The sequence below is a fragment of the Georgenia phoenicis genome (genome assembly GCF_047302425.1).
GTDB lineage: Bacteria > Actinomycetota > Actinomycetes > Actinomycetales > Actinomycetaceae > Oceanitalea.
Genome location: NZ_CP154855.1, coordinates 2,174,887 through 2,197,678, shown reverse-complemented (window position 1 = coordinate 2,197,678; position 22,792 = coordinate 2,174,887). Strand labels below are relative to the sequence as shown.

Here is a 22,792-nt window from a genome sequence, read left to right as displayed (position 1 = left end):
GCTGGGGCACCCCGCTCGCTGCGCCGGCCGTCGCGTCGCTGCCGCTCACGTGCACTCCCGTTCGTCCACGCCGCGCACGAGGTGTGCTCCGGCCCTGATGTCCCCCACGCTATGACCAGGGGGCACCTCAGTCAACGACACGCCCGGCGAGCCGCGATCGGCGTGTCGCAACCGCGTGTCTAACCCTCAAGTGAAGGTTGAGGTCACCCCTCCTCCGGCCCTCCTCGCGCCTCGAAGTCCTCCGGCTCGACGTTCTCCAGGAACGCCTGGAAGTCGGCGACCACCTCGGCCTCGTCCTCCGCGTCCATGACGACGCCGGCAGCGATGAGGACACCGTCGTCGCAGAGCACCGGGCAGCGGGCGCGCAGGGCGAGGGCGATCGCGTCGGACGGGCGGGAGTCCACGTGCTGCCCCGAGGACAGCACGAGCTCGGCGTGGAAGGTGCCCTGCTCGAGGCTGGTGACGCGCACCTGGTCCAGGCGCACGCCCGTCGCCTCGAGCAGCGAGATGAACAGGTCATGGGTCTGGGGACGCTCGGGCACAATGCCCGCCTGCGCCGTCGCGATCGAGGCGCCCTCGCGCGGGCCGATGACGATCGGGAGCACCGTCCGGCCGGCGCCCCGGACGGCCAGGACGACGACGACCTCGTTCTCCGGGATGCTCACCCGGACGCCGAGCACGTCCATCTCTTGCATGTGCGCAACGGTACGTCCATCGGCGCGCCGGTGCGCGCGAAATGCGCGGGTTCAGGCGAGGTCGGAGGCCTCGTAGTAGCCGCTGTCGATGAGGAGGTGCTCGTAGTTGTCCTGCGTCACCAGCTGCGGGGCGAGGAGGTAGGAGGGGACGACGAGCCGCCCGTTGTCGTACGTGGTGATGTCGTTGGTCTCAGGCTCCTCGCCGGTGAGCATCTTGTGCACCGCGGAGACGGCAACCTCGGCCAGCTGGCGGGTGTCCTTGAAGATCGTGGACAGCTGGACGCCGTCCTGGACGAGGACGACGGAGTCGCTCTCGGCGTCCTGACCGGTGACGACGGGCAGCCCGTCGGCGATGCTCGGGCCGCGTCCGCTGCCCTGGACCGCGGTGATGATGCCGCGGGAGATGCCGTCGAAGGGTGAGAGGACGCCGTGGAGCGGCTCGCCACCGGAGTAGGTCGTCGAGAGGAGCTGGGTCATGCGCTCCTGCGCCTCCTCCTGGCTCCAGCCTGGGGTGGCGACCGTGTCGAAGTCCGTCTGGCCCGACGGGACGACGAGCGTGCCGTCCTCCAGGTAGGGGCGCAGGGTGTCCATCGCGCCGTTGAAGAAGAAGCCGGCGTTGTTGTCGTCGGCGGAGCCGGCGAAGATCTCGATGTTCAGCGGCCCGGCGGGCGCGTCGGGGTTCTCGGTGCCGTCCTCCTTGAGGATGCCCAGGCCCACGAGCAGGGAGGTGCCCTGCTGGATGCCCACGCGCTCGTTGTCGAAGGTCGCGTAGTAGTCGATGTTCGGGGTGTCGAGGATGAGCCGGTCGTAGGAGACGACGGGGATGTCACCCGCGGCGGACAGGACGTCGGTGAGCGCCGAGCCGTCGACGGCGCCGATGACGAGCGCGTCGGCGCCGTCCTCGATCATCCCGCGGATCTGCTCGGCCTGGGCCTGCGGGTCGTCGTCGGCGTACTCGAGGGTGACGTCGTGGCCGAGGGCCTCGAGCTGGGCGGCGACGTTGGTGCCGTCCGACACCCAGCGCTCGTGCTCCTGGGTGGGCATCGAGACCCCGACGCGCGCGACGTCCGAGCCGTCGTCGGCGGGCTCGGCGTCCGCGCCGGCGCAGCCGGCCAGACCGACCGTCAGGACCAGGGCCCCGAGCACTGCCGTCCGGGCTGTTCGTCGTTCGAGCATCATGCGCGCGCACCATCCGTGGCTGGACCGACCGGTACCTCCTGGCACCGGGCCCCCGGGTGAGGGGCGTCACCGACCGCGATCGGTCCACCCGCGCCGAAGATGACGAGTCGGGACTGTGCTGCCCGTCACAGTCGGTCAGCCGAGGTCGTCGATGGCCGCACGCAGCAGCTCGGCATGCAGCCGCCCGTAGAGCTCGCCCAGCTCCTGCGCGCGTGCCGCGGCCCGCTCCCGGCCGGCTCCCGACCGCTGGGCGCGCACCGGCGCGACGACCTGCTCGATCGTGTCCGCCTGCCGCTCGGCCGCCGTGCGGACCGTCCGCAGGTGGCGCGGGCTGATCCCTTGCCGCGCGAGGGCAGCCGCGTGCTGGACGACGTCGACAGCGCGGCCCGGGTAGCGTCCGCGCGGGTCGGCGACGATGAGGCCGGCCTCGGCGATCTCCTCGATCTCGGCCAGGCTCACCCCGGTGAGGTCAGCGATCTCCTGGGCGCGCACCCGCGCCGACGGCCGCGGGCGCACGAGCTCGCCGTCGCGGGCGACGACGCGGGTGCCGGGCACGGACTCGACCGGCAGGCCGGCGTCGAGGTCCTCGAGCTGCTCACGGATGACCCGCAGCGGCAGGAAGGAGTCGCGCTGCGCGGTGAGTGCGAAGCGCAGGCGCTCGACGTCGGCCTGGCTGTACATGCGGTACCCCGAGCCGCTGCGGTGCGGGGTGACCAGGCCTTGCTCCTCGAGGAAGCGCAGCTTGGAGATCCGCACGGCGGGGAACTCCGGCTGGAGGACGGCGAGCACGGCACCGATGCTCATCGTGGGCTCGGTGGACGCACCCGGCGGCCACGGGCTCGGCTGCTGGGGCTCCTCGGGGTGCGACTCTGCGGCGCGGCGGGCGGACGAGCTCACGAGGCCGGCGCGTCGCCGCGGTTCGGGCTCGGGTGGTAGGTGAGCCGGTACTTGCCGATCTGGACCTCGTCGCCCGCCTGGAGCACGGCGGAGTCGATGCGCTCCCGGTTGACGTACGTGCCGTTGAGGGAGCCGACGTCACGCACGACGTAGCCGCCCTCGTGGGCGAGGAACTCCGCGTGCCGGCGCGAGACCGTGACGTCGTCGAGGAAGATGTCGGCGGTGGGGTGCCGGCCGGCGAGGGTGCGGTCGGTGTCGAGGAGGAAGCGCGCGCCCGCCGTCGGGCCGCGCTGGACGATGAGGAGCGCGTGGCCCGGGGGCAGTCCCTCGATCGCGGCGCGGTCGGGCGGGGGCACGTCGGAGCGCTCCGCCACCTCGTCGCTGGCCCCGATCGCCCCGAACCGGGCGGTCGTGCTCGACAGGTCCTGCGGTTCCGGCTCGGTTCCCATGGCGTGTACTCCCCTCGGCGGCACCCACCGGGTTCGGCACCCGGCGTCGGACACCACCATAGTTCCCCATGGGGCTCGTGTGACAGACACCGGTGCCCGGTGGACGGCTCAGCGGTCGTCGGCCGGCACCGGTGTGGCCCACTCCGGCTCGGAGAGCGGGCGCACCGACGTGATGTTGAGCTGCTCGTGCTGGACGACCTCGGCGGCCGCGCCCTCGCTCCGGATCGAGGCGAGCGCGCCGCCGGGGATGTCGAGGGCGACGGCGAGGGTCTGGGGGTCCCCGATCGCGCGCCACACGTAGGGGGCGCTGATGTCGACGCCGCTCACCACCAGTCCCCCGGGCCGCGTCCCGAGCCACGTGGACGCGGTGATCCGCTGGTCGTTGAGCTCCACGGCCTCCGCCCCGGCGTTGCGCAGCTCCTCGAGCACGGTGACGAAGACGGGCGCGCTGATCGAGCCGGAGGGGTCGTGGACGACGATCTCGACGCCCGGCCCGGTCACCGGCAGGGTGCCGGCCAGGATGCCCTGGACCCGTGCCTGCTGGGCCGCGGCCTCCTGGGCAGCCGCCCGCGAGGTGGACCCGGACTCCAGCTCCCCGAGCTCGCGGCGCAGCTCCACCCCCTCCTCGGTGAGCTCGCGGTTGCGCACGCTGAGCTCGTCGAGGAGCCGGACGATGTCGTCCTGGCGCATCGTCGCGTAGGTGTCCTCGTGGGTCTGACGCACCTGGACGGCGAGGGCGAAGCCGACGGCGGCGCACAGCACGACGATGAGCACGTGCGCCCACGTGGGGTGGCGGCCCAGCAACAGGTGCCGCAGCCGCCCCCTGCCGCCGGCTGCGGCCTCCGTCTCCCGTGCGTGCGTCATGCCTTGAAGATGTGCCGCCGGATGGAGGCCGCGTTGGAGAAGATGCGGATGCCGAGGACGACGACGACCGCCGTCGTCATCTGTGCGCCGACCCCGAGCTGGTCACCGAGGAAGACGAGGAGGGCGGCGATGAGGACGTTGAAGAGAAAGGACACGACGAAGACGCGGTCGTCGAAGACGCCGTCGAGGTAGGCGCGCAGTCCCCCGAAGAGCGCGTCGAGGGCGGCGACGACGGCGATGGGCAGGTAGGGCTGGAGGACGGCCGGGACCGTCGGCTCGACGGCGATGCCGACGACGACTCCGAGGACGAGCCCGATGACAGCGAACACTCAGCTCTCCTCCCTCGACGCGCGGCGCCTCCCGTGACGTCCCATCATCCGTCCTTCCCGCCCAGGGGGCCGTCCAGGGGCTCGGCGTGGCGCAGGGTCCGGGACGTGGCCCCCGGCAGCACGAGCTCGTCGGCCTCCTCGATGCTCACCGAGATGCCGAAGGAGTCGCGCAGCGTGCCCAGGTGCGCTCCCCCGGTGCTTCGGGTGAGCCGGGCCTGCATGTCGCCGGGGTCCCCGACGGCCTCGACGACGTAGGGCCGGGCCAGGGGCGTGAGGTCGACGAGGATGGCCGGCCCCGCCGAGCGGATGGCGCTGAGGCCGGAGAGGCGGTGCCCGTTGATGGCGACCGCCTCGGCGCCCGCGGACCACAGGGCGTTCGCCAGCACCTGGAGGTCGAGGTCCTGCACCCGCCCGAGGTCCGTGCCCGGCTGGCCGCCGCTGGTGTCGCGGGAGTCGTCCAGGGTGATGCGCAGGCCGGGTCCCTGGACACGGGCACCGCCCGCGTTGAGCGTGAGCAGCTGGACGCGCTCGAGGAACTGCGGGTCGCTGCCTCGCAGGGACTCCTCCTGGAGCTGCTCGATCTCCTCGACGAGCGCGGCATTGTCCTCGCGCAGCTGCTCCCCGCGCGTGACCCGTTCGTCCACCTGCGACAGGAGCAGGGCCCGCGTCTCGCCGGCCACCTCGTCGGGCGCGCGCAGCTCTCTCGCCGCCCACACCGCCCCGAAGCCGAGCACCGCGGCGAGCACGGTGACCAGGGCCTTGCGCCACCACGGCAGCTCGGGCGCGGTGCCCTCGGCCCGACGGCGCGCGGCGGCGGCGTAGCCGGGGTCCAGCGGCCGCTCGACGACCTCCCGCAGGAGGGTCATCGACTGGTCCGGCCGGCCGGGCTGGGCCTTCACGCCGGGCTCGCCGCCCGGCGGTCGCGGCGGACGATCCACACGACCTGCTCGACGTAGAGCAGGCACGCGAACCAGTACAGCCCCACACCCCACAGGGCGATGGCCCAGCCCGCCGTCCAGGCGGCCGCGCCGACGGCGCCGGGCGCCGAGGCGAGGAGGAGCAGCGGGAAGGCGTACATGAGGCAGAAGGTGCCGGCCTTGCCGGCCATGTGGACCGGCAGGGTGCCATACCCGTGGCGCAGCAGTACCGGGATGGTGCCCGCGAGCACGAGCTCGCGGGCGACGATGACGGCGAGCAGCCACCACGGGATGATGTCCCGGTAGGCCAGGCCGACGAGCGTGACGAGGATGTAGAGCCGGTCGGCCGCCGGGTCCAGCATCCGCCCCAGGCGGCTGGCCTGGTTGAAGCGCCTCGCGATGAAGCCGTCGGCCCAGTCCGTGGCCCCGGCGACGGCGAGGACCACGAGCGCCGCGGCGTCGTGCTCGGCGACGATGAGCCAGGCGAAGACGGGGATGAGGGCGAGGCGCAGGAAGCTGATCGCGTTGGGGACCGTCCACACGCGTTCCTCGGCGACGCGCGCCGGCTGCTCCCTGGTGCTCACGGGGCCAAGACTACGCACGGGGGCCGACACGACGGGCGAAGCGCGCCCGCCGAGACCAGGCCGTGACCTGGCCGTACTCTCTCGACCATGCGACTAGGACACTTCCTCCCCCAGGGCTGGCGCTTCGACCTCGTCGGGATCGACGACGCCCAGCAGTGGCCCCTCATGCGAGACCTCGCCCGCCGTGCCGACGCCGGCCCGTGGGAGTCGGTGTGGGTCTACGACCACTTCCACACGACCCCGGTGCCGAGCGAGGAGGCCACCCACGAGGCGTGGTCGCTCATGGCCGCGCTCGCGGCCAGCACCGAGCGCGTCCGCCTCGGGCAGATGTGCACGTGCATGGCCTACCGCCCGCCGATGTACCTCGCCAAGGTGGCCGCGACCGTCGACCACGTGAGCGGCGGGCGCCTGGAGATGGGGATCGGCGCCGGCTGGTACGAGCACGAGTGGCGCGCCTACGGCTACGGCTTCCCCCGCGCTGGGGAACGCCTGGCCATGCTCGACGAGGGCGTGCAGATCATGCGCCAGGCCTGGCGGGAGGGCCGGGCGACCTTCTCCGGCAAGCACTACGAGGTCGACGGCGCGATCTGCCGCCCCCTTCCCCTCCAGGAGGGTGGCGTGCCGCTGTGGATCGCCGGCGGCGGGGAGAAGGTCACCCTGAAGATCGCCGCTCGCTATGCGGACTACACGAACTTCGACGGCACCCCCGAGGGCTTCGCCCGCAAGTCCGAGATCCTCGCCGCGCACTGCAAGGAGGTGGGGACCGACTTCGGGCGCATCACCCGCTCGGCCAACTACAACGTCGCGATCGGCCGCGACGAGGCCGAGGTCCGCGACCGGCTCGACCAGCTCGCCGACCGCCTCCGCAAGGCCGGCGTCGACGAGGAGCGCGTCCAGCGCGAGCTCGGCTCCGTGCGTGGCATGCCCGCCTGCGGCACGCCCGAGCAGGTCGTCGAGAAGCTCCAGGCGCTCGAGGCCCAGGGCATGACCTACGGGATCTTCTACTTCCCCGAGGCGGCCTATGACACGAGCGGTCTGGAGCTCTTCGAGCGTGAGGTGGCGCCGGCCCTGCAGTGAGTGAAAGTGACGTAACGGTACTCTTTGTGCATGGTCAACGATCGGCCAAGTGCGTCACGTTGCGATAACGATCGAGCGCCCGGACTTCGGTGTCCGAGGTACCCGTTCGGCCGCCGCCCGGAGGACGACCTCCGGGCGGCGCCCTGCGGATTGCGAGCATGGCGGCTCGGGCGGAGACTGGCCCAGAACGGCGCGGTTCGGGTCCTTGAGGTCCTCTCCGCACTTCCCTAGCGTGGCCGAGCACCATGACCACTCGGGGCGACTGGCCGTCTCCGTGCGCTGCTTCCTGCGGCCCGGAGGGGGTTGTCAAGACCACAGCCTCGTGCAAACCGAAGGGACCATGATGACCACGACTTTTTCTCGCCGAAGGATGGCGATCCCGGCGGCCGCAGCGGCGCTCGCCCTGGGACTCGCCGCGTGCGGCGGCGACGACGGCGGTGACGACGAGGGCGCCGTCGAGCCGAGCGAGGGGCAGAGCAAGCTCGAGGCCCTCCAGGAGGCCGGCACCATCACCGTCGGTTTCGCCGGTGAGGCCCCCTACAGCTTCCAGAACGACGAGGGAGAGCTCGTCGGCGCCTCGGTCGCTCTCCAGGAGCGCATCTGGGGCGAGCTAGGCATCGACACCGTCGACGGCGTCCAGGCCGAGTTCGGCCAGCTCATCCAGGGCCTCAACGCCGGCCACTTCGACATCGTCGCCGCCGGCATGTCGATCCTGCCCGATCGCTGCGAGCAGGCGATCTTCTCCGACCCGGAGTTCCAGTACACGACGGCCCTCATGGTCGAGGAGGGCAACCCCTTCGACGTCCACAACATGCAGGACGTCGCCGAGGCGGACGGCATCCGGATGGCGGCCCTGTCCGGTGCCATCGAGGCGACCTACGCCGCCGACCTCGGCATCGACGCCACCGAGGTGGGCAGCCCGCAGGACGGGATGGACCTCATCACGAACGGACGCGCCGACGTCTTCGCCCTCACCGGCATCTCTCTCAACTGGATGGTCGACAACGCCTCGGGCGACCCGGGCGTCGAGGTGACCGACACCTTCGTCGCCGTCATCGACGGCGTGGAGCAGGTCGGCGCCGGCGGCACCGTCTTCCGCACCGAGGACACCGAGCTGCGCGACGCGTACAACGAGAAGCTCGCGGAGATCGTCGGCAGCGAGGAGGAGTACCTCTCCGTCGTCGGCGACTGGGGCTTCACCGCGGGCGAGCGTCCCACGGGCGACTTCACCACCGAGGACCTCTGCGCCGGCAACATCGGCTGACCGCCGGTCATGAGCGAGAACCTCGACGCCCTGGCCACGCTGTGGCCACAGTTCCTCGACGGCATCGTCGTCACCCTCCAGCTGACGCTCGGGGGCTCGGCCCTCGCCCTGGTCCTCGCCGTGCTGCTCGGCCTCGCCGCGCGCCACCCCAACGTGGTGGTGCGCGGCGTGGCCCGGACCGTCATCGAGTTCTTCCGCGGGACCTCCCTGCTCGTCCAGCTCTTCTTCCTCTTCTTCGTCCTGCCCCTCCTCTTCCCCGACCTCTTCTCCAACCGTGAGATCGCCGGGCTCGTCTCCGGGATCGTCGGGCTAGGCCTCAACTACGGCGCCTACGGCGCCGACGTCGTGCGCGGAGCCCTCAACGCGGTGCCCAAGGGCCAGTGGGAGGCGAGCGTGGCCCTTAGCCTGTCACCCCGCCGTCGCCTGTTCCGGATCATTTGGCCGCAGGCATGGGCGATCATGATCCCCTCGCTGAGCAACCTCGGGATCATGCTCCTCAAGGGCACGGCCGTCGCCTACGTCCTGTTCATGCACGACATCACCTTCGTGAGCAACGTCCTGCGCCAGCGGACCAACGACACCTTCTTCGCCTACGGCACCGCGATGGTCATGTACTTCCTCATTGCCTACGTGCTCGTCCTCATCGCCAACTGGGGCGAGCGGCGAGCTAAGCGGCGGTTGGGTGCAGACCAGCCGGCGAAGAGCCTGTTCCGGCCGCGCGCCGCTCGGTCCGGGGCGGTGAGCGCGTGAACAGCGACTTCTGGAGCTGGGACCGGGCCGCCGAGGTCCTCCCCGAACTGCTCTCCGCCTTCTTCCAGGTGACTCTCGTGGCCACGGTGCTCGGATCGCTCATCGCCGCGACACTGGGCCTGATCATCGCCTTCGTCCGCCGCTCGGCCCCCGCGATCATCGCCAAGCCCGTCCACTGGGTCATGGAGTTCATCCGGATGACGCCTCTTGTCGTCCAGCTGCTCTTCGTGTTCTACGCGGTGACGTGGGACCCGCTGTGGATCGGCATCGGCGTGCTCGGCATCCACTACTCGACCTACATGGCCGAGGTCTACCGCTCGGGCATCGACAACGTGCCGAAGGGCCAGTGGGAGGCCGCGACCGCCCTGTCCCTCCCCCGCAGCCGGACGTGGACGCGGATCGTCATCCCGCAGGCGCTGCGCACCACGGTGCCGGCCCTGGGCACCTGGGTGATCTCGATGTTCAAGGACACCCCGTTCCTCTTCGTCATCACCGTGCCGGAGATGATCTCCGCGGCCGAGAACTACGGTTCCCGGACCTTCACCTACGTCGAGGCCTTCACCCTCGCCGGGCTGATCTTCCTCGCGGCCAGCTACCCCACCTCGATCCTCGTCCGGAAACTGGAGAACCGCCTTGCCCGCTACTGACACCACCCCGGTCATCCGGTTCGAGAACGTCGTCAAGCGCTTCGGGGACAACACCGTCCTCGACGGGCTCAACTTCGAGGTGGCCAAGGGCGAGCGCGTGACGCTCATCGGCCCCAGCGGCTCGGGCAAGACGACGATCCTGCGCCTCGTCATGACGCTCGAGGAGCTCACCGACGGCTTTATCTACATCGACGGCGAGCCCTTCGTCTACGAGCAGCGTGGCGGCAAGCGCGTGCGCCAGAAGCAGAAGGACATCAACCGGGTCTCGACGAAGATCGGCATGGTCTTCCAGCAGTTCAACCTGTTCCCCAACATGACGGTCATCGAGAACATCGTCGAGGCCCCGATCCACGTGCTGGGGCGCAGCAAGGAGGAGGCCTACGCCCGGGCGCACGAGCTGCTCGCCCTCGTGGGGCTGTCGGACAAGGCGGACCAGCACCCTACGCGCCTGTCCGGTGGCCAGCAGCAGCGGGTGGCCATCGCCCGGGCGCTGGCGATGGACCCGGAGATCCTCCTCCTCGACGAGGTCACCTCGGCGCTGGACCCCGAGCTCGTCGGTGAGGTGCTCACGGTGCTGCGCGGCATCGCGCAGAGCACCGACATCACGATGCTCATCGTCACCCACGAAATGCAGTTCGCCCAGGAGGTCTCCGACCGGGTCATGATGTTCGACAAGGGCCGGATCATCGAGGACGGCAAGCCCGCCGAGCTCTTCTCCGCGCCCCGCGAGCAGCGGACGAAGGACTTCCTCCAGGCAGTGCTCTAGGCGGGGCTTAGGGTCGGGGGATGGCTACCGTCCTCCTCGTCCGGCACGCCCGGAGCACCGCGAACACCGCCGGCGTCCTGGCGGGGCGCACGCCCGGCGTCGAGCTCGACGACACCGGGCGTGAGCAGGCGGCCCGTACCGGCGCCCGGCTCGGTGACGTCCCGCTCGTCGCCGTCGTCTCCTCCCCGCTCGAGCGGTGCCGGCAGACTGCCCAGGCGGTCCTCGACCACCAGGCAGGCGGCCTCACCGCGCGCGTGGAGGAGGACCTCAGCGAGTGCGACTACGGCCAGTGGCAGGGCCGCGCGCTCGCCGAGCTCGCCACGGAGGAGCTGTGGTCGGTGGTCCAGCGCCAGCCGTCGGCCGCGGTCTTCCCCGGCGGGGAGTCGCTCGTCGCGATGCACGCCCGCGCCGTCGGTGCGGTCCGGCGGCTGGACGCGCAGATCGAGGCCGAGCACGGGCCCGACGCCGTGTGGGCGGCCGTCACCCACGGGGACCTCGTCAAGGCGGTCCTCGCCGACGCGCTCGGGCTGCACCTCGACCTCTTCCAGCGCCTGTACGTCGACCCCGCGTCGGTCTCCGTCGTGCGCTACACGCCGGCCCAGCCCCACGTCCTGGCGGTCAACACCCACGCCGGTGACCTCTCCTGGCTCCGCGCCCGGACCGAGGGACCGCAGGTCGGCGGGGGCGCCGGACCGGCGGTTCCCGCGCCCGCCTCGTAGCATGGGGAACGTGCCTCAGACCGTCCACACCTTCGACTGGCCCGACCGGCTCGTGATCGGCACGGTGGGGCGGCCCGGCTCACGCACCTTCTACCTCCAGGCCCGGGACGGTTCCCGACTGTTCAGCGTCGCCCTGGAGAAGGAGCAGTCGGCCGCCCTCGGCGAGAAGATCGACGAGCTCCTCGACGAGCTCATGGCCACCGAGGGCAACCGGTTCAGCGTGCCCGAGCGCGTCCCCGCCGAGCTCCTCGACGACGACGCCCTCGACCAGCCGGTCGAGGAGCAGTTCCGTGTCGGCATCATGGGCCTGGGCTGGGACCCGTCGACGGCGCAGCTCGTCATCGAGGCCGTCCCCGCCCAGCCGGTCGACCCGGAGACCCTCGAACCGGTCGGCCCGGAGCCGGAGGAGGCGCTCGTCGTCCGCATCCCGGTCGGAGCGGCCCGGGCCTTCGCCCAGCGCACGCGCGCGGTGGTGGAGGCCGGCCGGCCGCTGTGCCCGCGGTGCGGTGAGCCGATGGACCCGGACGGCCACGTCTGCGAGCTCCCCGACGACCTGCGGTGAGCCTCGCCGATGGGGACATCGTCCTCGACGGACGGATCACGACGGCGTCCAACGCCACCTTCGTCGGCAGCATCGGCGACGTGCGGGTCGTCTACAAGCCGGTCGCCGGTGAGCGGCCGCTGTGGGACTTCCCCGACGGCACGCTCGCGGACCGCGAGCTCGCCGCCTACCTGCTCTCCGAGACGCTCGGCTGGGACCTCGTGCCGCGCACCTGGCTGCGGGACGGACCGCTCGGCACCGGCATGGTCCAGCTGTGGTGCCCGCCCGACCCGGCGCAGGAGGCCGTGACGCTCGTCCCGGCCGACGAGGTGCCCGGCGCGGGCTGGTGCCACGTCCTCAGCGGAGTCGACGAGGAGGACCGGGAGGTCGCCCTCCTCCACGAGGACTCCCCCGCGCTGCGGCGGATGGCGGTCTTCGACGTCGTCGTCAACAACGCCGACCGCAAGGGCGGGCACGTGCTCGCGATGGCCGGCGGCCACCGCTACGGCGTCGACCACGGTCTCACCTTCCACGTCGAGCACAAGCTGCGCACGGTGCTGTGGGGGTGGGTCGGCCGCGAGCTCGACGCGGAGGAGGCCGACGGCGTCGGCCGGGTGCTTCGCGCTCTGGACGGCGACCTCGGTGCCGCGCTCACCGAGCTGCTCACCGAGCCTGAGATCGACGCCGTCGCCGCGCGCTGCGAGCGGCTCCTCGTCGCCGGCCGGCTGCCCGCCCCGCGCGAGGGCTACCCGGCCATCCCCTGGCCGCCCTTCTAGGAACGAGCCCCCTGGGCGGCGGCGCTCCTCGCCCGCAGCGCACGCTCGAGGTCGTCGAGCTGCTCGAGCAGGCAGCGGCGCAAACCGGCCGGGGCGTCCTCGTGCTCGGCGAGCCACCGGTGGGTGCGCACGACCACCGGGTGGTCCTCGACGGGACCCTCCGCTGCGTCCACCCACCCCGGGTACAGGCCGTCGACCAGCCGCTCGGCGATCTCGATGGAGCGGCCCGCCCACAGCTGCGGCAGCAGCGCGAAGTACGGCTCGACGTAGTCCTCGAGCAGCTCGGCGTGCAGCGGCTGGGTGAGGCCGGCGATGACGGCGTCCACCTCGTCGTTGGACAGGGGGCTCTCCGCCAGCACGGCGTCCTCCCCTGCCGCGGGCAGCCCGAGCGCGGCCCAGGCCTCGGCCTTCGGCCCCGGCTCGGGCCGGCCGACCAGGGCGGCACGGTGCTCGAGACGGGTGGTCGCCGTGTCCTCGCGGGACAGCTCGGCGTCCAGCTCCTCCGGTCCGGCCTGCCCCACCGCCGCGAGCGCCTGCCACAGCGACCACCGCAGCTCGGGGTCGAGCCGCAGCCCGTCGACCTCCCCGGCGAGGACGGTGCGCACGTGCGGCGCCGCCTCCGGTGCCCGCGCCGCGGCGTCGGCGAAGGCCCGCGCCCACACGAGCTGCAGCCCCGAGCCCGCCTCGCGGCGTCCCAGCTGGGCGAAGGTCTCCGCCGCGAGCAGCCCGCGCGCACCCGCCCGCTGCTCCGTCGGCAGGTAGTGCTCGACGGCGCTCGCGGCGTGGGCGAGCAGGTCGCGGGCGATGCCGATCTCCGTCTCCGCCGGCAGGTGGGAGACGACGGCGTCGAGGAAGGCCGCGGCCGGCAGCAGGCCGTCGCGGGTCGCGTTCCACAGCGCCGACCACAGCACCGCCCGAGACAGCGACTCCTGGATCGTGCCGGCGGCCCGCAGCGCGGTCGCGGTGCTGCGCTCGTCGAGCCGGACCTTGGCGTAGGTGAGGTCGTCGTCATTGACGAGGACGAGCTCGGGCAGCGGGATCCCGGCCGCCTCGCCCAGCTCGGTGACGGGACCGGACACGTCGGTGACGAAGCGGTGGGTGCGGACGAGGGCGCCGTCGTCGTCGGCCGAGTAGCAGCCGACGACGAGCCGGTGGTCGCGCAGCACCCCGCCGTCGTCGTCCTGACGCACCCGCAATGCCGTCACGGTGCCGTCGGCGGCCTCGACCTCGGCGCTGAGCGTGGACGGGCCGGTCGTCTCGAGCCACTGCCCGCTCCACCCGGACAGGTCGCGGCCGGAGGCCTCCTCGAGCGCGGTGAGCAGGTCGGGCAGCGTCGTGCTGCCGTAGGCGTGGCGGCGGAAGTAGGTGCGCGCTCCCGCGAGGAAGGCCTCCTCCCCGACGAAGGCGACGAGCTGCTTGAGCACCGAGGCGCCCTTGGCGTAGGTGATGCCGTCGAAGTTCTGCTTGGCGGCCTCGAGGTCGGGGATGTCGGCGACGACGGGGTGCGTCGTCGGCAGCTGGTCCTGCCGGTACGCCCACGCCTTGCGCCGCAGCGCGAAGCTCGTCCACGCGCCGGTGAAGCGGGTGGCAGTGGCCGTCGCCCAGGTGCCCATGTAGTCCGCGAAGGACTCCTTGAGCCACAGGTCGTCCCACCACCGCATCGTCGCGAGGTCCCCGAACCACATGTGGGCCATCTCGTGGAGGATCGTCGTGGCGCGCGCCTCACGCTGCGCCTCGGTGGCCTGGGAGCGGAAGAGGTACTTCTCGGTGAAGGTGACCAGGCCCGGGTTCTCCATCGCTCCGAGGTTGTACTCGGGCACGAGGACCTGGTCGTACTTGCCCCACGGGTAGGGGTGGTCGAAGGCGTCGTGGAAGAGGTCCAGGCCCTGGCGGGTGACCTCGAGGAACTCCTCGGCGTCGAGGTAGGGGGCGAGGGAGGCGCGGCACCACAGGCCCAGCGGCACGTCGAGGGTGGACCCGTCGGCCAGCTCGCGCGACCAGTGGCCCTCGGCGCGGTGGTAGGGCCCGGCGACGACTGCCGTGATGTAGGTCGACAGCGGCGGGGTGGGCGCGAAGGTCCACGTGCGGGCGCCGTCGTCGCCGTCGACGACGGACTCGGCCGCGGAGTTCGACAGCACGTGCCACTCGCCCGGGGCGGTGACGACGAAGGTGTACGGGGCCTTGAGGTCCGGCTGCTCGGTGCACGCGAAGACCCGCCGCGCGTCGGCCGGCTCGTACTGGGTGTAGAGGTAGGTCTCGCCGTCGACGGGGTCGACGAAGCGGTGCAGCCCCTCCCCCGTGCGCGAGTACGCCGCCTCCCCGCGCACGACGACGGTCGACTCCCCGTCCGTGCGCAGCCCGTCGACGGCGACCCGCCCGTTCGCGACCCGCACGACCCGCTCCACGCCGTCGACGACGACGGCGTGCACGCGCGGGCCGAGGAAGTCCAGCCACGTCGTGGTCGCCGTGCTCGACAGGCGCAGGGTCGTCGTCGTCGGGAACGTCGCGGTGCCCTGGTCGCGGGCAGCGCGCAGGTCGAGCTCGACGGTGACGGCGTGGAGGGTCAGCTGCTCGGCGCGCTCGCGGGTCTCGGTGCGGGTCAGGTTGCTCACGGGGAGGAGCAAAGCACGCGCGGGCGGGCGAGGGCCACGCGGGAGCCCCGGGGTGGGAGGCTGGGCACATGGCCGGTGACCTGCGCGTGACGTCCTCCGTCACGCTGCGCGAAGAGGAGCTGCGGTGGCGCTTCTCCCGGTCCTCGGGGCCCGGCGGGCAGAGCGTCAACACGACCGACTCCCGCGCCGAGCTCACCGTCGACCTCGCCGCGACGCCCGCGCTGAGCGAGCACCAGCGCGCCCGGGTGCTCGAGGCGCTGGCCGGGCGGCTGGTGGACGGGCGGCTCACCGTGACGGCGAGCGAGCACCGCTCCCAGCTGCGCAACCGGGACGCGGCTGCCGAGCGTCTCGCCCAGCTGCTGCGCGAGGCGCTGGCCCCGCCACCGGCGAAGCGCCGGCCGACCAAGCCCTCCCGCGGCGCCCAGCGCCGCCGCGCCGAGGCCAAGACGAGGCGCAGCCAGACCAAGGCCCTCCGCCGCCGCCCCACGGACTGACCCGCGGCCATCCCCCCGCCCCTCCCCGGGCCGCGAGTACGCACCTACGGTCACCGGGAGCGCCCGGAACGCGGGCGCCCGTGACCGTAGGTGCGTACTCGGCGGGGAGGGAGGGACGGGGCTACGCGACTGCCGCGGATGCCGTTCCGAGCCAGGTGTGGGGGTTGCGGTCCCAGCACCAGCCGAGCTTGGGGCGGCGCTCGGAGATCCACACGGCCGGCACGCGCTGGTTCGTGCCGGTCCTGGACCCGGCGAGGGAGAAGCAGCGGCCCGGGCGCAGCATGTCCGGGCGCAGCACGACGAGCGCGAGCCCCTCGGTCACGGTGAGCGGGCGGCGCCCCTCTCCCTGGATCGCGGCCACCGCGTCCTCCGGCGTCACACTGAGGAAGCGCGAACCGGTGTCGACGTCGCGCAGCAGGTAGGCGGGAGCGTCGGGGACGTCGACGACGGGGCGGTAGGTGGCGAGCTCGTCGTCGTCGATGACGCTGACACCGCCGCGCCGCCCCAGCCGCATGGCCGGGACCGCGTCACCCGGCCGCTCCAGCGGGAGCACGAGGACGAAGGGGACGTGGTCGTCGGCCGGCACGGTCGTGGGCGCACCGGCCGGCGGCAGCCCCTCGTGCAGCGGCGCGACGAGCTCGCGCAAACCGGCCTCGTCGGTGCCGAGCAGGGCGGGGAAACCGAGCTCGACGTAGGTGCGCACCTGGCGCTCGAGCTCCTCCTGCGGCGTCGCGGCGGGGTCGAAGGCGGGCTGGGCCGCCGAGGGGCCGGCGACGACGGTGGGCAGGTCGGCGGGGTGGGTGACGGTCTGCTGGGGCATGGCGATGTCCTCCTCGCGTGGTGGGCGGCTGGTGCAACGCCCGCGAGGCCCAGGCTCTTCCCAGGACGTGATCCACGACATATCGTCGAGGCGGGCGGCTCAACGACGAGCCGCCTCCGGCCACCTCCGGCAGATCGAGACACGAGGGAGTACTCGTTCATGACCATCGAGACCGACGCCCCCCAGGACACCGCAACCACCCAGTCCTCCGTCTACGCCGCACCCGGCACCGACGGCGCGGTGATGAGCTACGAGAAGCGCTACGACAACTACATCGGCGGGCAGTGGGTGCCCCCGGTCAAGGGCCAGTACTTCGCCAACCCGAGCCCGGTGGACGGCCAGGCCTTCACCGAGGTCGCGCGCAGCACCGCCGAGGACATCGAGCTGGCCCTCGACGCCGCGCACGCCGCCGCACCCGGGTGGGGCCGCACCTCGGTCGCCGAGCGCGCGCTCGTCCTCCACCGCATCGCCGACCGCATGGAGGAGAACCTCGAGCGGCTCGCCGTCGCCGAGACGTGGGAGAACGGCAAGCCGGTCCGCGAGACCCTCAACGCCGACATCCCGCTGGCGATCGACCACTTCCGCTACTTCGCCGGCGCCCTGCGCGCCCAGCAGGGCGGCATCTCCCAGATCGACGACAACACCGTCGCCTACCACTTCCACGAGCCGCTCGGCGTCGTCGGCCAGATCATCCCGTGGAACTTCCCCATCCTCATGGCCACGTGGAAGCTGGCGCCGGCGCTCGCGGCCGGCAACGCCGTCGTCCTCAAGCCGGCGGAGCAGACGCCCGCCTCGATCCTCTACCTCATGACGCTCATCGGGGACCTGCTGCCCGACGGCGTCGTCAACATCGTCAACGGCTTCGGCCTGGAGGCCGGCAAGCCGCTCGCCTCCAACCCCCGCATCGCGAAGATCGCCTTCACCGGCGAGACGACGACGGGGCGCCTCATCATGCAGTACGCGACCCAGAACATCATCCCGGTCACCCTCGAGCTCGGCGGCAAGTCGCCCAACGTCTTCTTCCCCGACGTCATGGCCGCCGACGACGAGTACCTCGACAAGGCGCTCGAGGGCTTCACGATGTTCGCCCTCAACCAGGGCGAGGTGTGCACCTGCCCGTCCCGCGCGCTCATCCACGAGTCGATCTACGACGAGTTCATGGCCCGGGCGCTGCCCCGCGTCCAGGCGGTCAAGCGCGGGCACCCGCTCGACCCGACGACGATGGTCGGCGCGCAGGCGTCCTCGGACCAGTACGAGAAGATCCGCAGCTACCTCGACATCGGCCGCCAGGAGGGCGCCGAGGTCCTCATCGGCGGCGACGTCGACACCGTCGAGGGGCTCGACGGCGGCTTCTACATCCAGCCGACCGTCTTCAAGGGCCACAACAAGATGCGGGTCTTCCAGGAGGAGATCTTCGGCCCGGTCCTGTCGGTGACGACGTTCAAGGACTTCGACGACGCGATCGAGATCGCCAACGACACCCTCTACGGCCTGGGCGCCGGGGTGTGGAGCCGCAACGCGGACACGATGTACCGGGCGGGCCGGGCCATCCAGGCCGGGCGGGTGTGGACGAACACCTACCACCAGTACCCGGCGCACGCGGCCTTCGGCGGCTACAAGCAGTCGGGCATCGGGCGCGAGAACCACCTCATGATGCTCGAGCACTACCAGCAGACGAAGAACCTGCTCGTGTCCTACGCGCCCGGCGCGCAGGGCTTCTTCTAGACCGACACCCGGCCGGGGCCGCCCCACCGGCGGCCCCGGCCCCGGCCACGAGGGAGGGACCATGGACGTCACCGTGCCGCGCGTGGTGGCGCTGCCCGCCGCCGCGGAGCTGCTCGACCGGCTGCGCGACGAGCACGGCCCGCTGATGATGCACCAGTCGGGCGGCTGCTGCGACGGCTCCTCCCCCATGTGCTACCCGCAGGGGGAGTTCCTCGTCGGCGACCGCGAAGTGCTCCTCGGCGTCCTCGACCTGCGCCTGTTCACCGGCCAGGTGCTGCCCGACGCGCCCACGGACGCCGACGGCGTGCCCGTGTGGATCTCCCCGCAGCAGTTCGACGCGTGGCAGCACACCCAGCTCGTCCTCGACGTCGTGCCCGGCCGCGGCGCCGGCTTCAGCGTCGAGGGACCGCACGGCGTCCGCTTCCTCACCCGCTCGCGCGTCTTCAACGACGCCGAGCTGCGCGCCCTGGAGCACCAGCCGGTCCTCACCGGCGCCGACTGGGAGGCGGGCGCCCGGCCAGCGGCGGCCACCCGCCCGCAGGTCGTCACCGACGTCGCCGACGCCTGCGCCATCCCCGGCGGCTGAGCGGCCTCAGGCCGGCGCTCGGTCGCGGCTCCCGGCGAGCAGGGCCGCGCCCAGCGGGCCGGCGTCCTCCGGGCGGCCGAGCAGCGTGACGCGTGCGGGCAGGTCGAGCGTGGCGAGGAAGGGTGACGTCGCGGCCATGGTGTCCAGCGCGGCCCGGACCCCGGACAGCAGCCGGCCACCCAGGCGGCTCACCCCGCCACCGAGGGCGACGACCTCGACGTCGAGGGACAGGGCGACGAGGCGCACGGCCTCGGCGACGCCCCGCACCACCCTGTCGCGCACGGACCGGGCCGCCGGGTCGCCCGCCGCGGCGGCGGCGAAGAGGGCGGCGGGTGGCGGCTGGCCGGCTGCGGGCCACAGGCGGGCGACGGCGGCACCCGAGCACAGCGTCTCGACGCAGCCCCGCTGGCCGCAGGCACACCGCTCCCCCGCCGGCTCGACCGGCACGTGCCCGATCTCGCCGGCGGAGCCGCTCGCCCCGCGCCACAGCCGCCCGTCGAGCACGACCCCGCAGGCGACCCCGGTGCCGAGGTTGAGGTAGGCCATCGAGGTGGGTGCGGCACCGGCCGCGGCGAGGAGGTGGTGGGCGCCCACGGCCGCCGCGTTGACGTCGTTCTCCACGTGGACAGGCGTCCCCAGGCGCTCGCCCAGCAGGGTGGCGAGGTCGAGCTCGGTGACGCCGAGGTTGACCGCGTTGCGCAGCCGCCCGCCCTCGACGGTGCCGGGCACGCCCACCCCCACCGCGCCGACCCCGCCGGCGCACAGCTCGGCGACGGCGGCGGCGGCGACCTCGACGACGGCCGCGGGGCCGTGGCCCGAGGGCAGGGAGACCCGGGCGGCGACCGAGCCGTCCTCCTCCACCAGGGCGGCCGCCGTCGTCGTCCCCCCGATGTCGACGCCGATCGCCGCTGTCATCCCTTGACCGCCCCGCTGACGAGGCCGGAGGTCATGCGGCCCTGGACGAGGAGGAAGAAGACGATGACCGGGACGGCGACGAGCGAGGACGCCGCCATCACCTGGCCCCAGTCGATCTCCCGCGTCGCACTGGCCTGGACGAAGCTGCGCAGCCACAGCGGCAGGGTCTTGTTCTCCTCGCGCTGGAGGACGACGAGGGCGACGGTGAACTCGTTCCAGCACTGGAGGAAGGCATAGACGCCCGAGGCCACGAGACCCGGCGCGAGGAGCGGGAAGGTGATCCGGAAGAAGGCTCCCGTCCGGCTCAGGCCGTCCACCATCCCCGCCTCCTCGAGGTCCAGCGGGATCCCCGCGACGAAGCCCCGCAGCATCCACACCGTGAACGGAACGACGAGGGCGGCGTACAGGAGGCTGACGCCCCACACGCTCTCGAGGCCCCCGATGCCCTGCATGAGCTTGTACTGGGCGATGAACAGGCCCTCCGCTGGCAGCATCTGGACGAGCAGGACGACGAGGACGAAGCTCGTGCGCCCGCGGAAGCGGTAGCGCGAGACCGCCAGCGCCGCGAGGAGGGCGAAGAGCAGGCAGACCGCGACGGCGAGCAGGGTGATGGACAGGCTCATGCCCAGCGCCGAGAAGAAGCGGCCGTCCTCGAGGACGGCAGCGAAGTTCTCGAGACTGCCGCCGGTGGGGAGGAAGCTCGGCGTGAAGCTCTGCAGCCGGCTGTTGGGCAGCAGCGCCGAGCTCCACATCCAGTACACCGGGAAGACCCACACCAGCGCGACCGCCAGCGCGAGGAGGCTCGGCAGCAGCCGCCCGGCGCGGCGGGGACGGCGCCGCGCGGCTTGCGGCACGGCGCCCCGGGCGGGAGCAGGAGCAGGGACGGCCCTGGTGAGGGTCATGACGCGTCCTCCTTGAGCAGCATCCGGACGTAGTACGCGCTGAGCACCACGGTGAGGAGCAGGACGACGACCGACAGCGCCGCGGCCATGCCGAAGTCCCCCGAGCCGGTGCCGAGCTTGTGGATCGCCGTCCCGAGGAGGTCGAAGCGGCCGGAGGCGGAGCCGGCGTCCTGGAGCAGGCGCACCTGGGCGAAGACCCGCAGGTCCCACACGAGCTGGAGCAGGAGGACGATCGCCACGACCGGGCGGATGATCGGCAGCAGGATGTAGCGCAGCCGCTGCGCGGGGCTGGCGCCGTCGAGCTGGCTCGCCTCGACGACCTCCGCGGACACCTGGGTGAGCCCGGCGTACACGGACAGCGCGACGAAGGGCACCGACATCCACACGACGACCAGCCCGGCGAGGAGGAAGAAGGTCAGCGGGTCGGCGAGCCAGTCGAAGCGGTGGAAGCTGCTGAGCCCGAGCCGCTCGAGCAGCCAGTTGACGACGCCGCGCCGCCTGTCGAAGAGCCAGATCCACACGGTCATCGCCGCGACGACCGGCATCGCCCAGGCGAGCAGCAGGCTCACCTGGAGGGTGACGCGGACCCAGGGCCACACCGCCCGCATGAGCAGCGCGAGGAGGATGCCCACGCCCAGGGTGACGAATGCGGTGACGACGGCGAAGAGGACGGAGCGCACGACGACGCCCCACATCGCGGGGTCGTCGAGGATCGCCGCGTAGTTGGCCAGCCCGACGAAGGGCGCGGGCTGACCGAACTGCTGCGCCATGCCGTACTCGCGCAGCGAGGTGACCAGCTGCCAGACGACCGGGTAGCCGGTGCCCACGAGGAGCAGGACGACGGTGGGCACGAGCAGGAGGTGGGGCAGCCGGCGCCGCCGGCGGGGCGGTGCGGGGAGGGACATGGCGACTCCTTCGTCGGCCGCGCGGTGGGGGCGCTCGCCCCCACCGCGGCGACCGTCAGCCGTTGAGCAGCGCGGTGAGCTGCTCGTCGTACTCGGCGGCGAGGGCAGCGACGTCCTCACCGGCCGCGACCCTGCCGAAGAGCTCCTCGAGGAGAGTGGCCCCCTCGACGGCGGCCCACCCCGGTGCGGCCGGGGTGAGCTTGGAGGCGAGGGCCGCCTCGGCGGCCGGCTCGTTCACGGTCGGGTTGAGCTCGACGAAGGCGTCGACGTGCTCGACGTTCGCCGGGCCGAGCCCGTTGGAGGCGAGCATCGTCTGGTACTCGTCGGAGAAGACGATGCGCAGCAGCTCCCGGGCGAGCTCCTGCTTCTCGCTCGCCGCGGAGATCGCGATGTTGGAGCCGCCGGCGAAGACCGGTGCGAGGGTGCCCTCCTCGGTCCCCGGCAGGGCGAAGACCCCGAAGGTCTCGTCGTCCCACTCGAGGGTGTCCGGGTCGGCCTCGCTCGGCAGGCCGATCGACCAGTAGGCCCATCCCGGGGCGATGATCGTCGCGGCCTCGGGGACGCCGTCGTCGTTGTTGTTGATGTTGACCCACGGGGTGGAGTCCGACTCGGTGACCGGGGCGTTGGAGGCGGTGGTGAACAGCTCCTGGAACTGCCGCAGGCCCTCCTGGGTGGCGGGGTCGGACAGGGCCGAGACCCACTGGTCGCCGTCCTGGACGGCCAGCTCGCCCCCGTTGGCGAAGACCCACGAGATGCCGTTGCGCCAGTCCTCGCCGCCGATGTAGAAGCCGGAGCGGTCCTCGGTGCGCAGCTGGGCGACGGTCTCGTTGAACTCCACCAGGGTGGTGGGGACCTCGAGGCCGGCCTCCTGCCACACGTCCTTGCGGTACCAGATGAGGCGGGAGCCGAAGTAGTAGGGCAGGGCGTAGTGGGCGCCGTCGACGTCGCCGGCGGAGACGAAGGACGGAAGGAGGTTGTCGCCGCCGAGCTCCTCGTAGACGTCGCTGAGGTCGCTGAAGGCGCCGACCCCGGTGAAGGTCGACGCCCAGGTGTTGCCGATCTCCGTGACGTCGGGCGTCGTGCTCGCGTCCGGGAGCGCCGTCGTCAGCTTGGTGACGGCGTCGGCCCAGTCCTGCTCCTCGATGACGAGCTCGGCGCCGGTCTCCTCGGCGAAGGTCTCGGTGAGGTAGTCGCGCAGCTCGTCGGGCGTGTCGCCGCCCATGAGCCACAGGGTGAGGGTCTGGTCCTCCTCGGACGTGGCGCCGTCGGCGCCGGTGTCGGTGTCGCCGCCGCAGGCGGCGAGGGCGAGGACGGCGCCGAGCACCGCTGTCGCCATGATCCGTCGTTGCATCGTCTGGCCTTTCTGGGGTGGGTGGGCG

At 72.5% G+C, this 22,792-nt stretch carries 25 protein-coding genes; 11 read left to right on the top strand and 14 right to left on the bottom strand.

Annotation, left to right across the window (positions count from 1 at the left end; translation table 11 throughout):
• Positions 1-203: 203 nt before the first annotated feature.
• From AA0005_RS10340 to AA0005_RS10305, 8 genes are all read right to left on the bottom strand, one after another.
• Entirely contained in the window at positions 204-695 is a 492-nt protein-coding gene (locus AA0005_RS10340) for a bifunctional nuclease family protein (protein ID WP_413450087.1), read from the bottom strand.
• 51 nt (positions 696-746) lie between these two features.
• Positions 747-1,874, bottom strand: coding sequence for a substrate-binding domain-containing protein (locus AA0005_RS10335; protein ID WP_413450086.1), 1,128 nt, complete (start codon positions 1,872-1,874; stop codon positions 747-749).
• Positions 1,875-2,009: 135 nt separating this feature from the next.
• Entirely contained in the window at positions 2,010-2,678 is a 669-nt protein-coding gene (locus tag AA0005_RS10330) for a MerR family transcriptional regulator (protein ID WP_413450085.1), read from the bottom strand.
• An 89-nt stretch (positions 2,679-2,767) separates the two neighbouring features.
• Positions 2,768-3,220, bottom strand: coding sequence for an FHA domain-containing protein (locus AA0005_RS10325; RefSeq protein ID WP_413450084.1), 453 nt, complete (start codon positions 3,218-3,220; stop codon positions 2,768-2,770).
• Positions 3,221-3,328: 108 nt separating this feature from the next.
• Positions 3,329-4,084 (bottom strand): DUF881 domain-containing protein, encoded by a 756-nt coding sequence (locus tag AA0005_RS10320; protein WP_413450083.1) that lies wholly within the window; start codon positions 4,082-4,084, stop codon positions 3,329-3,331.
• Entirely contained in the window at positions 4,081-4,413 is a 333-nt protein-coding gene (locus AA0005_RS10315; protein ID WP_413450082.1) for a small basic family protein, read from the bottom strand. The genes AA0005_RS10320 and AA0005_RS10315 overlap by 4 nt, the downstream gene beginning before the upstream one ends.
• 44 nt (positions 4,414-4,457) lie before the next feature.
• Positions 4,458-5,312, bottom strand: coding sequence for a DUF881 domain-containing protein (locus AA0005_RS10310; protein WP_413450081.1), 855 nt, complete (start codon positions 5,310-5,312; stop codon positions 4,458-4,460).
• Positions 5,309-5,914 (bottom strand): CDP-alcohol phosphatidyltransferase family protein, encoded by a 606-nt coding sequence (locus tag AA0005_RS10305; RefSeq protein ID WP_413450080.1) that lies wholly within the window; start codon positions 5,912-5,914, stop codon positions 5,309-5,311. Before AA0005_RS10305 ends, AA0005_RS10310 begins: the two co-directional genes overlap by 4 nt.
• 87 nt (positions 5,915-6,001) lie before the next feature.
• On the opposite strand from AA0005_RS10305, the gene AA0005_RS10300 reads away from it, so the two are divergent.
• The 8 genes from AA0005_RS10300 (at position 6,002) to AA0005_RS10265 (ending at position 12,454) form a co-directional block, all read left to right on the top strand.
• Complete coding sequence (locus tag AA0005_RS10300; protein WP_413450079.1) at positions 6,002-6,991, top strand: LLM class F420-dependent oxidoreductase; 990 nt, start codon at positions 6,002-6,004, stop codon at positions 6,989-6,991.
• A 370-nt stretch (positions 6,992-7,361) separates the two neighbouring features.
• Entirely contained in the window at positions 7,362-8,255 is an 894-nt protein-coding gene (locus tag AA0005_RS10295; RefSeq protein WP_413450078.1) for a transporter substrate-binding domain-containing protein, read from the top strand.
• Positions 8,256-8,264: 9 nt separating this feature from the next.
• Positions 8,265-9,005, top strand: coding sequence for an ectoine/hydroxyectoine ABC transporter permease subunit EhuC (gene ehuC / locus AA0005_RS10290; protein ID WP_413450077.1), 741 nt, complete (start codon positions 8,265-8,267; stop codon positions 9,003-9,005).
• Positions 9,002-9,652 carry an ectoine/hydroxyectoine ABC transporter permease subunit EhuD gene (gene ehuD, locus AA0005_RS10285; RefSeq protein ID WP_413450076.1) on the top strand — a complete coding sequence of 217 codons (651 nt, stop codon included), beginning with the start codon at positions 9,002-9,004 and terminating at the stop codon, positions 9,650-9,652. The genes ehuC and ehuD overlap by 4 nt, the downstream gene beginning before the upstream one ends.
• Positions 9,639-10,418, top strand: a complete 780-nt coding sequence (ehuA, locus tag AA0005_RS10280; RefSeq protein ID WP_413450075.1) for an ectoine/hydroxyectoine ABC transporter ATP-binding protein EhuA — start codon at positions 9,639-9,641, stop codon at positions 10,416-10,418. The genes ehuD and ehuA overlap by 14 nt, the downstream gene beginning before the upstream one ends.
• 20 nt (positions 10,419-10,438) lie before the next feature.
• Complete coding sequence (locus tag AA0005_RS10275; RefSeq protein WP_413450074.1) at positions 10,439-11,137, top strand: histidine phosphatase family protein; 699 nt, start codon at positions 10,439-10,441, stop codon at positions 11,135-11,137.
• Positions 11,138-11,147: 10 nt separating this feature from the next.
• The gene (locus AA0005_RS10270; RefSeq protein WP_413450073.1) at positions 11,148-11,699 is read left to right on the top strand and encodes a DUF3090 domain-containing protein; all 552 of its coding nucleotides are present in this window, start codon (positions 11,148-11,150) and stop codon (positions 11,697-11,699) included.
• Entirely contained in the window at positions 11,696-12,454 is a 759-nt protein-coding gene (locus AA0005_RS10265) for an SCO1664 family protein (protein WP_413450072.1), read from the top strand. The genes AA0005_RS10270 and AA0005_RS10265 overlap by 4 nt, the downstream gene beginning before the upstream one ends.
• On the opposite strand, the gene pepN is transcribed toward AA0005_RS10265, so the two are convergent.
• Complete coding sequence (gene pepN / locus AA0005_RS10260; protein ID WP_413450071.1) at positions 12,451-15,066, bottom strand: aminopeptidase N; 2,616 nt, start codon at positions 15,064-15,066, stop codon at positions 12,451-12,453. The genes AA0005_RS10265 and pepN overlap by 4 nt on opposite strands.
• 68 nt (positions 15,067-15,134) lie before the next feature.
• Between pepN and arfB the strand changes: the two genes are divergently transcribed.
• A complete protein-coding gene (arfB, locus tag AA0005_RS10255) occupies positions 15,135-15,560 on the top strand; it encodes an alternative ribosome rescue aminoacyl-tRNA hydrolase ArfB (protein WP_413450070.1) in 426 nt (141 codons plus the stop codon).
• A gap of 121 nt (positions 15,561-15,681) precedes the next feature.
• On the opposite strand, the gene AA0005_RS10250 is transcribed toward arfB, so the two are convergent.
• Positions 15,682-16,380, bottom strand: a complete 699-nt coding sequence (locus tag AA0005_RS10250; RefSeq protein WP_413450069.1) for a DUF5701 family protein — start codon at positions 16,378-16,380, stop codon at positions 15,682-15,684.
• Positions 16,381-16,539: 159 nt separating this feature from the next.
• Here AA0005_RS10250 and AA0005_RS10245 point away from each other — a divergent pair, with 159 nt between their 5' ends.
• Entirely contained in the window at positions 16,540-18,105 is a 1,566-nt protein-coding gene (locus AA0005_RS10245; protein WP_413450068.1) for an aldehyde dehydrogenase family protein, read from the top strand.
• Positions 18,106-18,166: 61 nt separating this feature from the next.
• Complete coding sequence (locus AA0005_RS10240) at positions 18,167-18,691, top strand: DUF779 domain-containing protein (RefSeq protein WP_413450067.1); 525 nt, start codon at positions 18,167-18,169, stop codon at positions 18,689-18,691.
• 6 nt (positions 18,692-18,697) lie between these two features.
• Here the strand turns inward: AA0005_RS10240 and AA0005_RS10235 are convergent, their stop codons facing one another.
• From AA0005_RS10235 to AA0005_RS10220, 4 genes are read right to left on the bottom strand one after another with little or no spacing between them, the layout of a single operon-like run.
• Entirely contained in the window at positions 18,698-19,606 is a 909-nt protein-coding gene (locus AA0005_RS10235) for an ROK family protein (protein ID WP_413450066.1), read from the bottom strand.
• Positions 19,603-20,508: a carbohydrate ABC transporter permease gene (locus AA0005_RS10230; RefSeq protein WP_413450065.1), complete on the bottom strand. Its 906-nt coding sequence runs from the start codon at positions 20,506-20,508 to the stop codon at positions 19,603-19,605. Before AA0005_RS10230 ends, AA0005_RS10235 begins: the two co-directional genes overlap by 4 nt.
• Positions 20,505-21,413 carry a carbohydrate ABC transporter permease gene (locus AA0005_RS10225; protein ID WP_413450064.1) on the bottom strand — a complete coding sequence of 303 codons (909 nt, stop codon included), beginning with the start codon at positions 21,411-21,413 and terminating at the stop codon, positions 20,505-20,507. The genes AA0005_RS10230 and AA0005_RS10225 overlap by 4 nt, the downstream gene beginning before the upstream one ends.
• Positions 21,414-21,468: 55 nt before the next feature.
• Positions 21,469-22,764 carry an extracellular solute-binding protein gene (locus AA0005_RS10220; protein WP_413450063.1) on the bottom strand — a complete coding sequence of 432 codons (1,296 nt, stop codon included), beginning with the start codon at positions 22,762-22,764 and terminating at the stop codon, positions 21,469-21,471.
• Between the last annotated feature and the right edge of the window lie 28 nt (positions 22,765-22,792).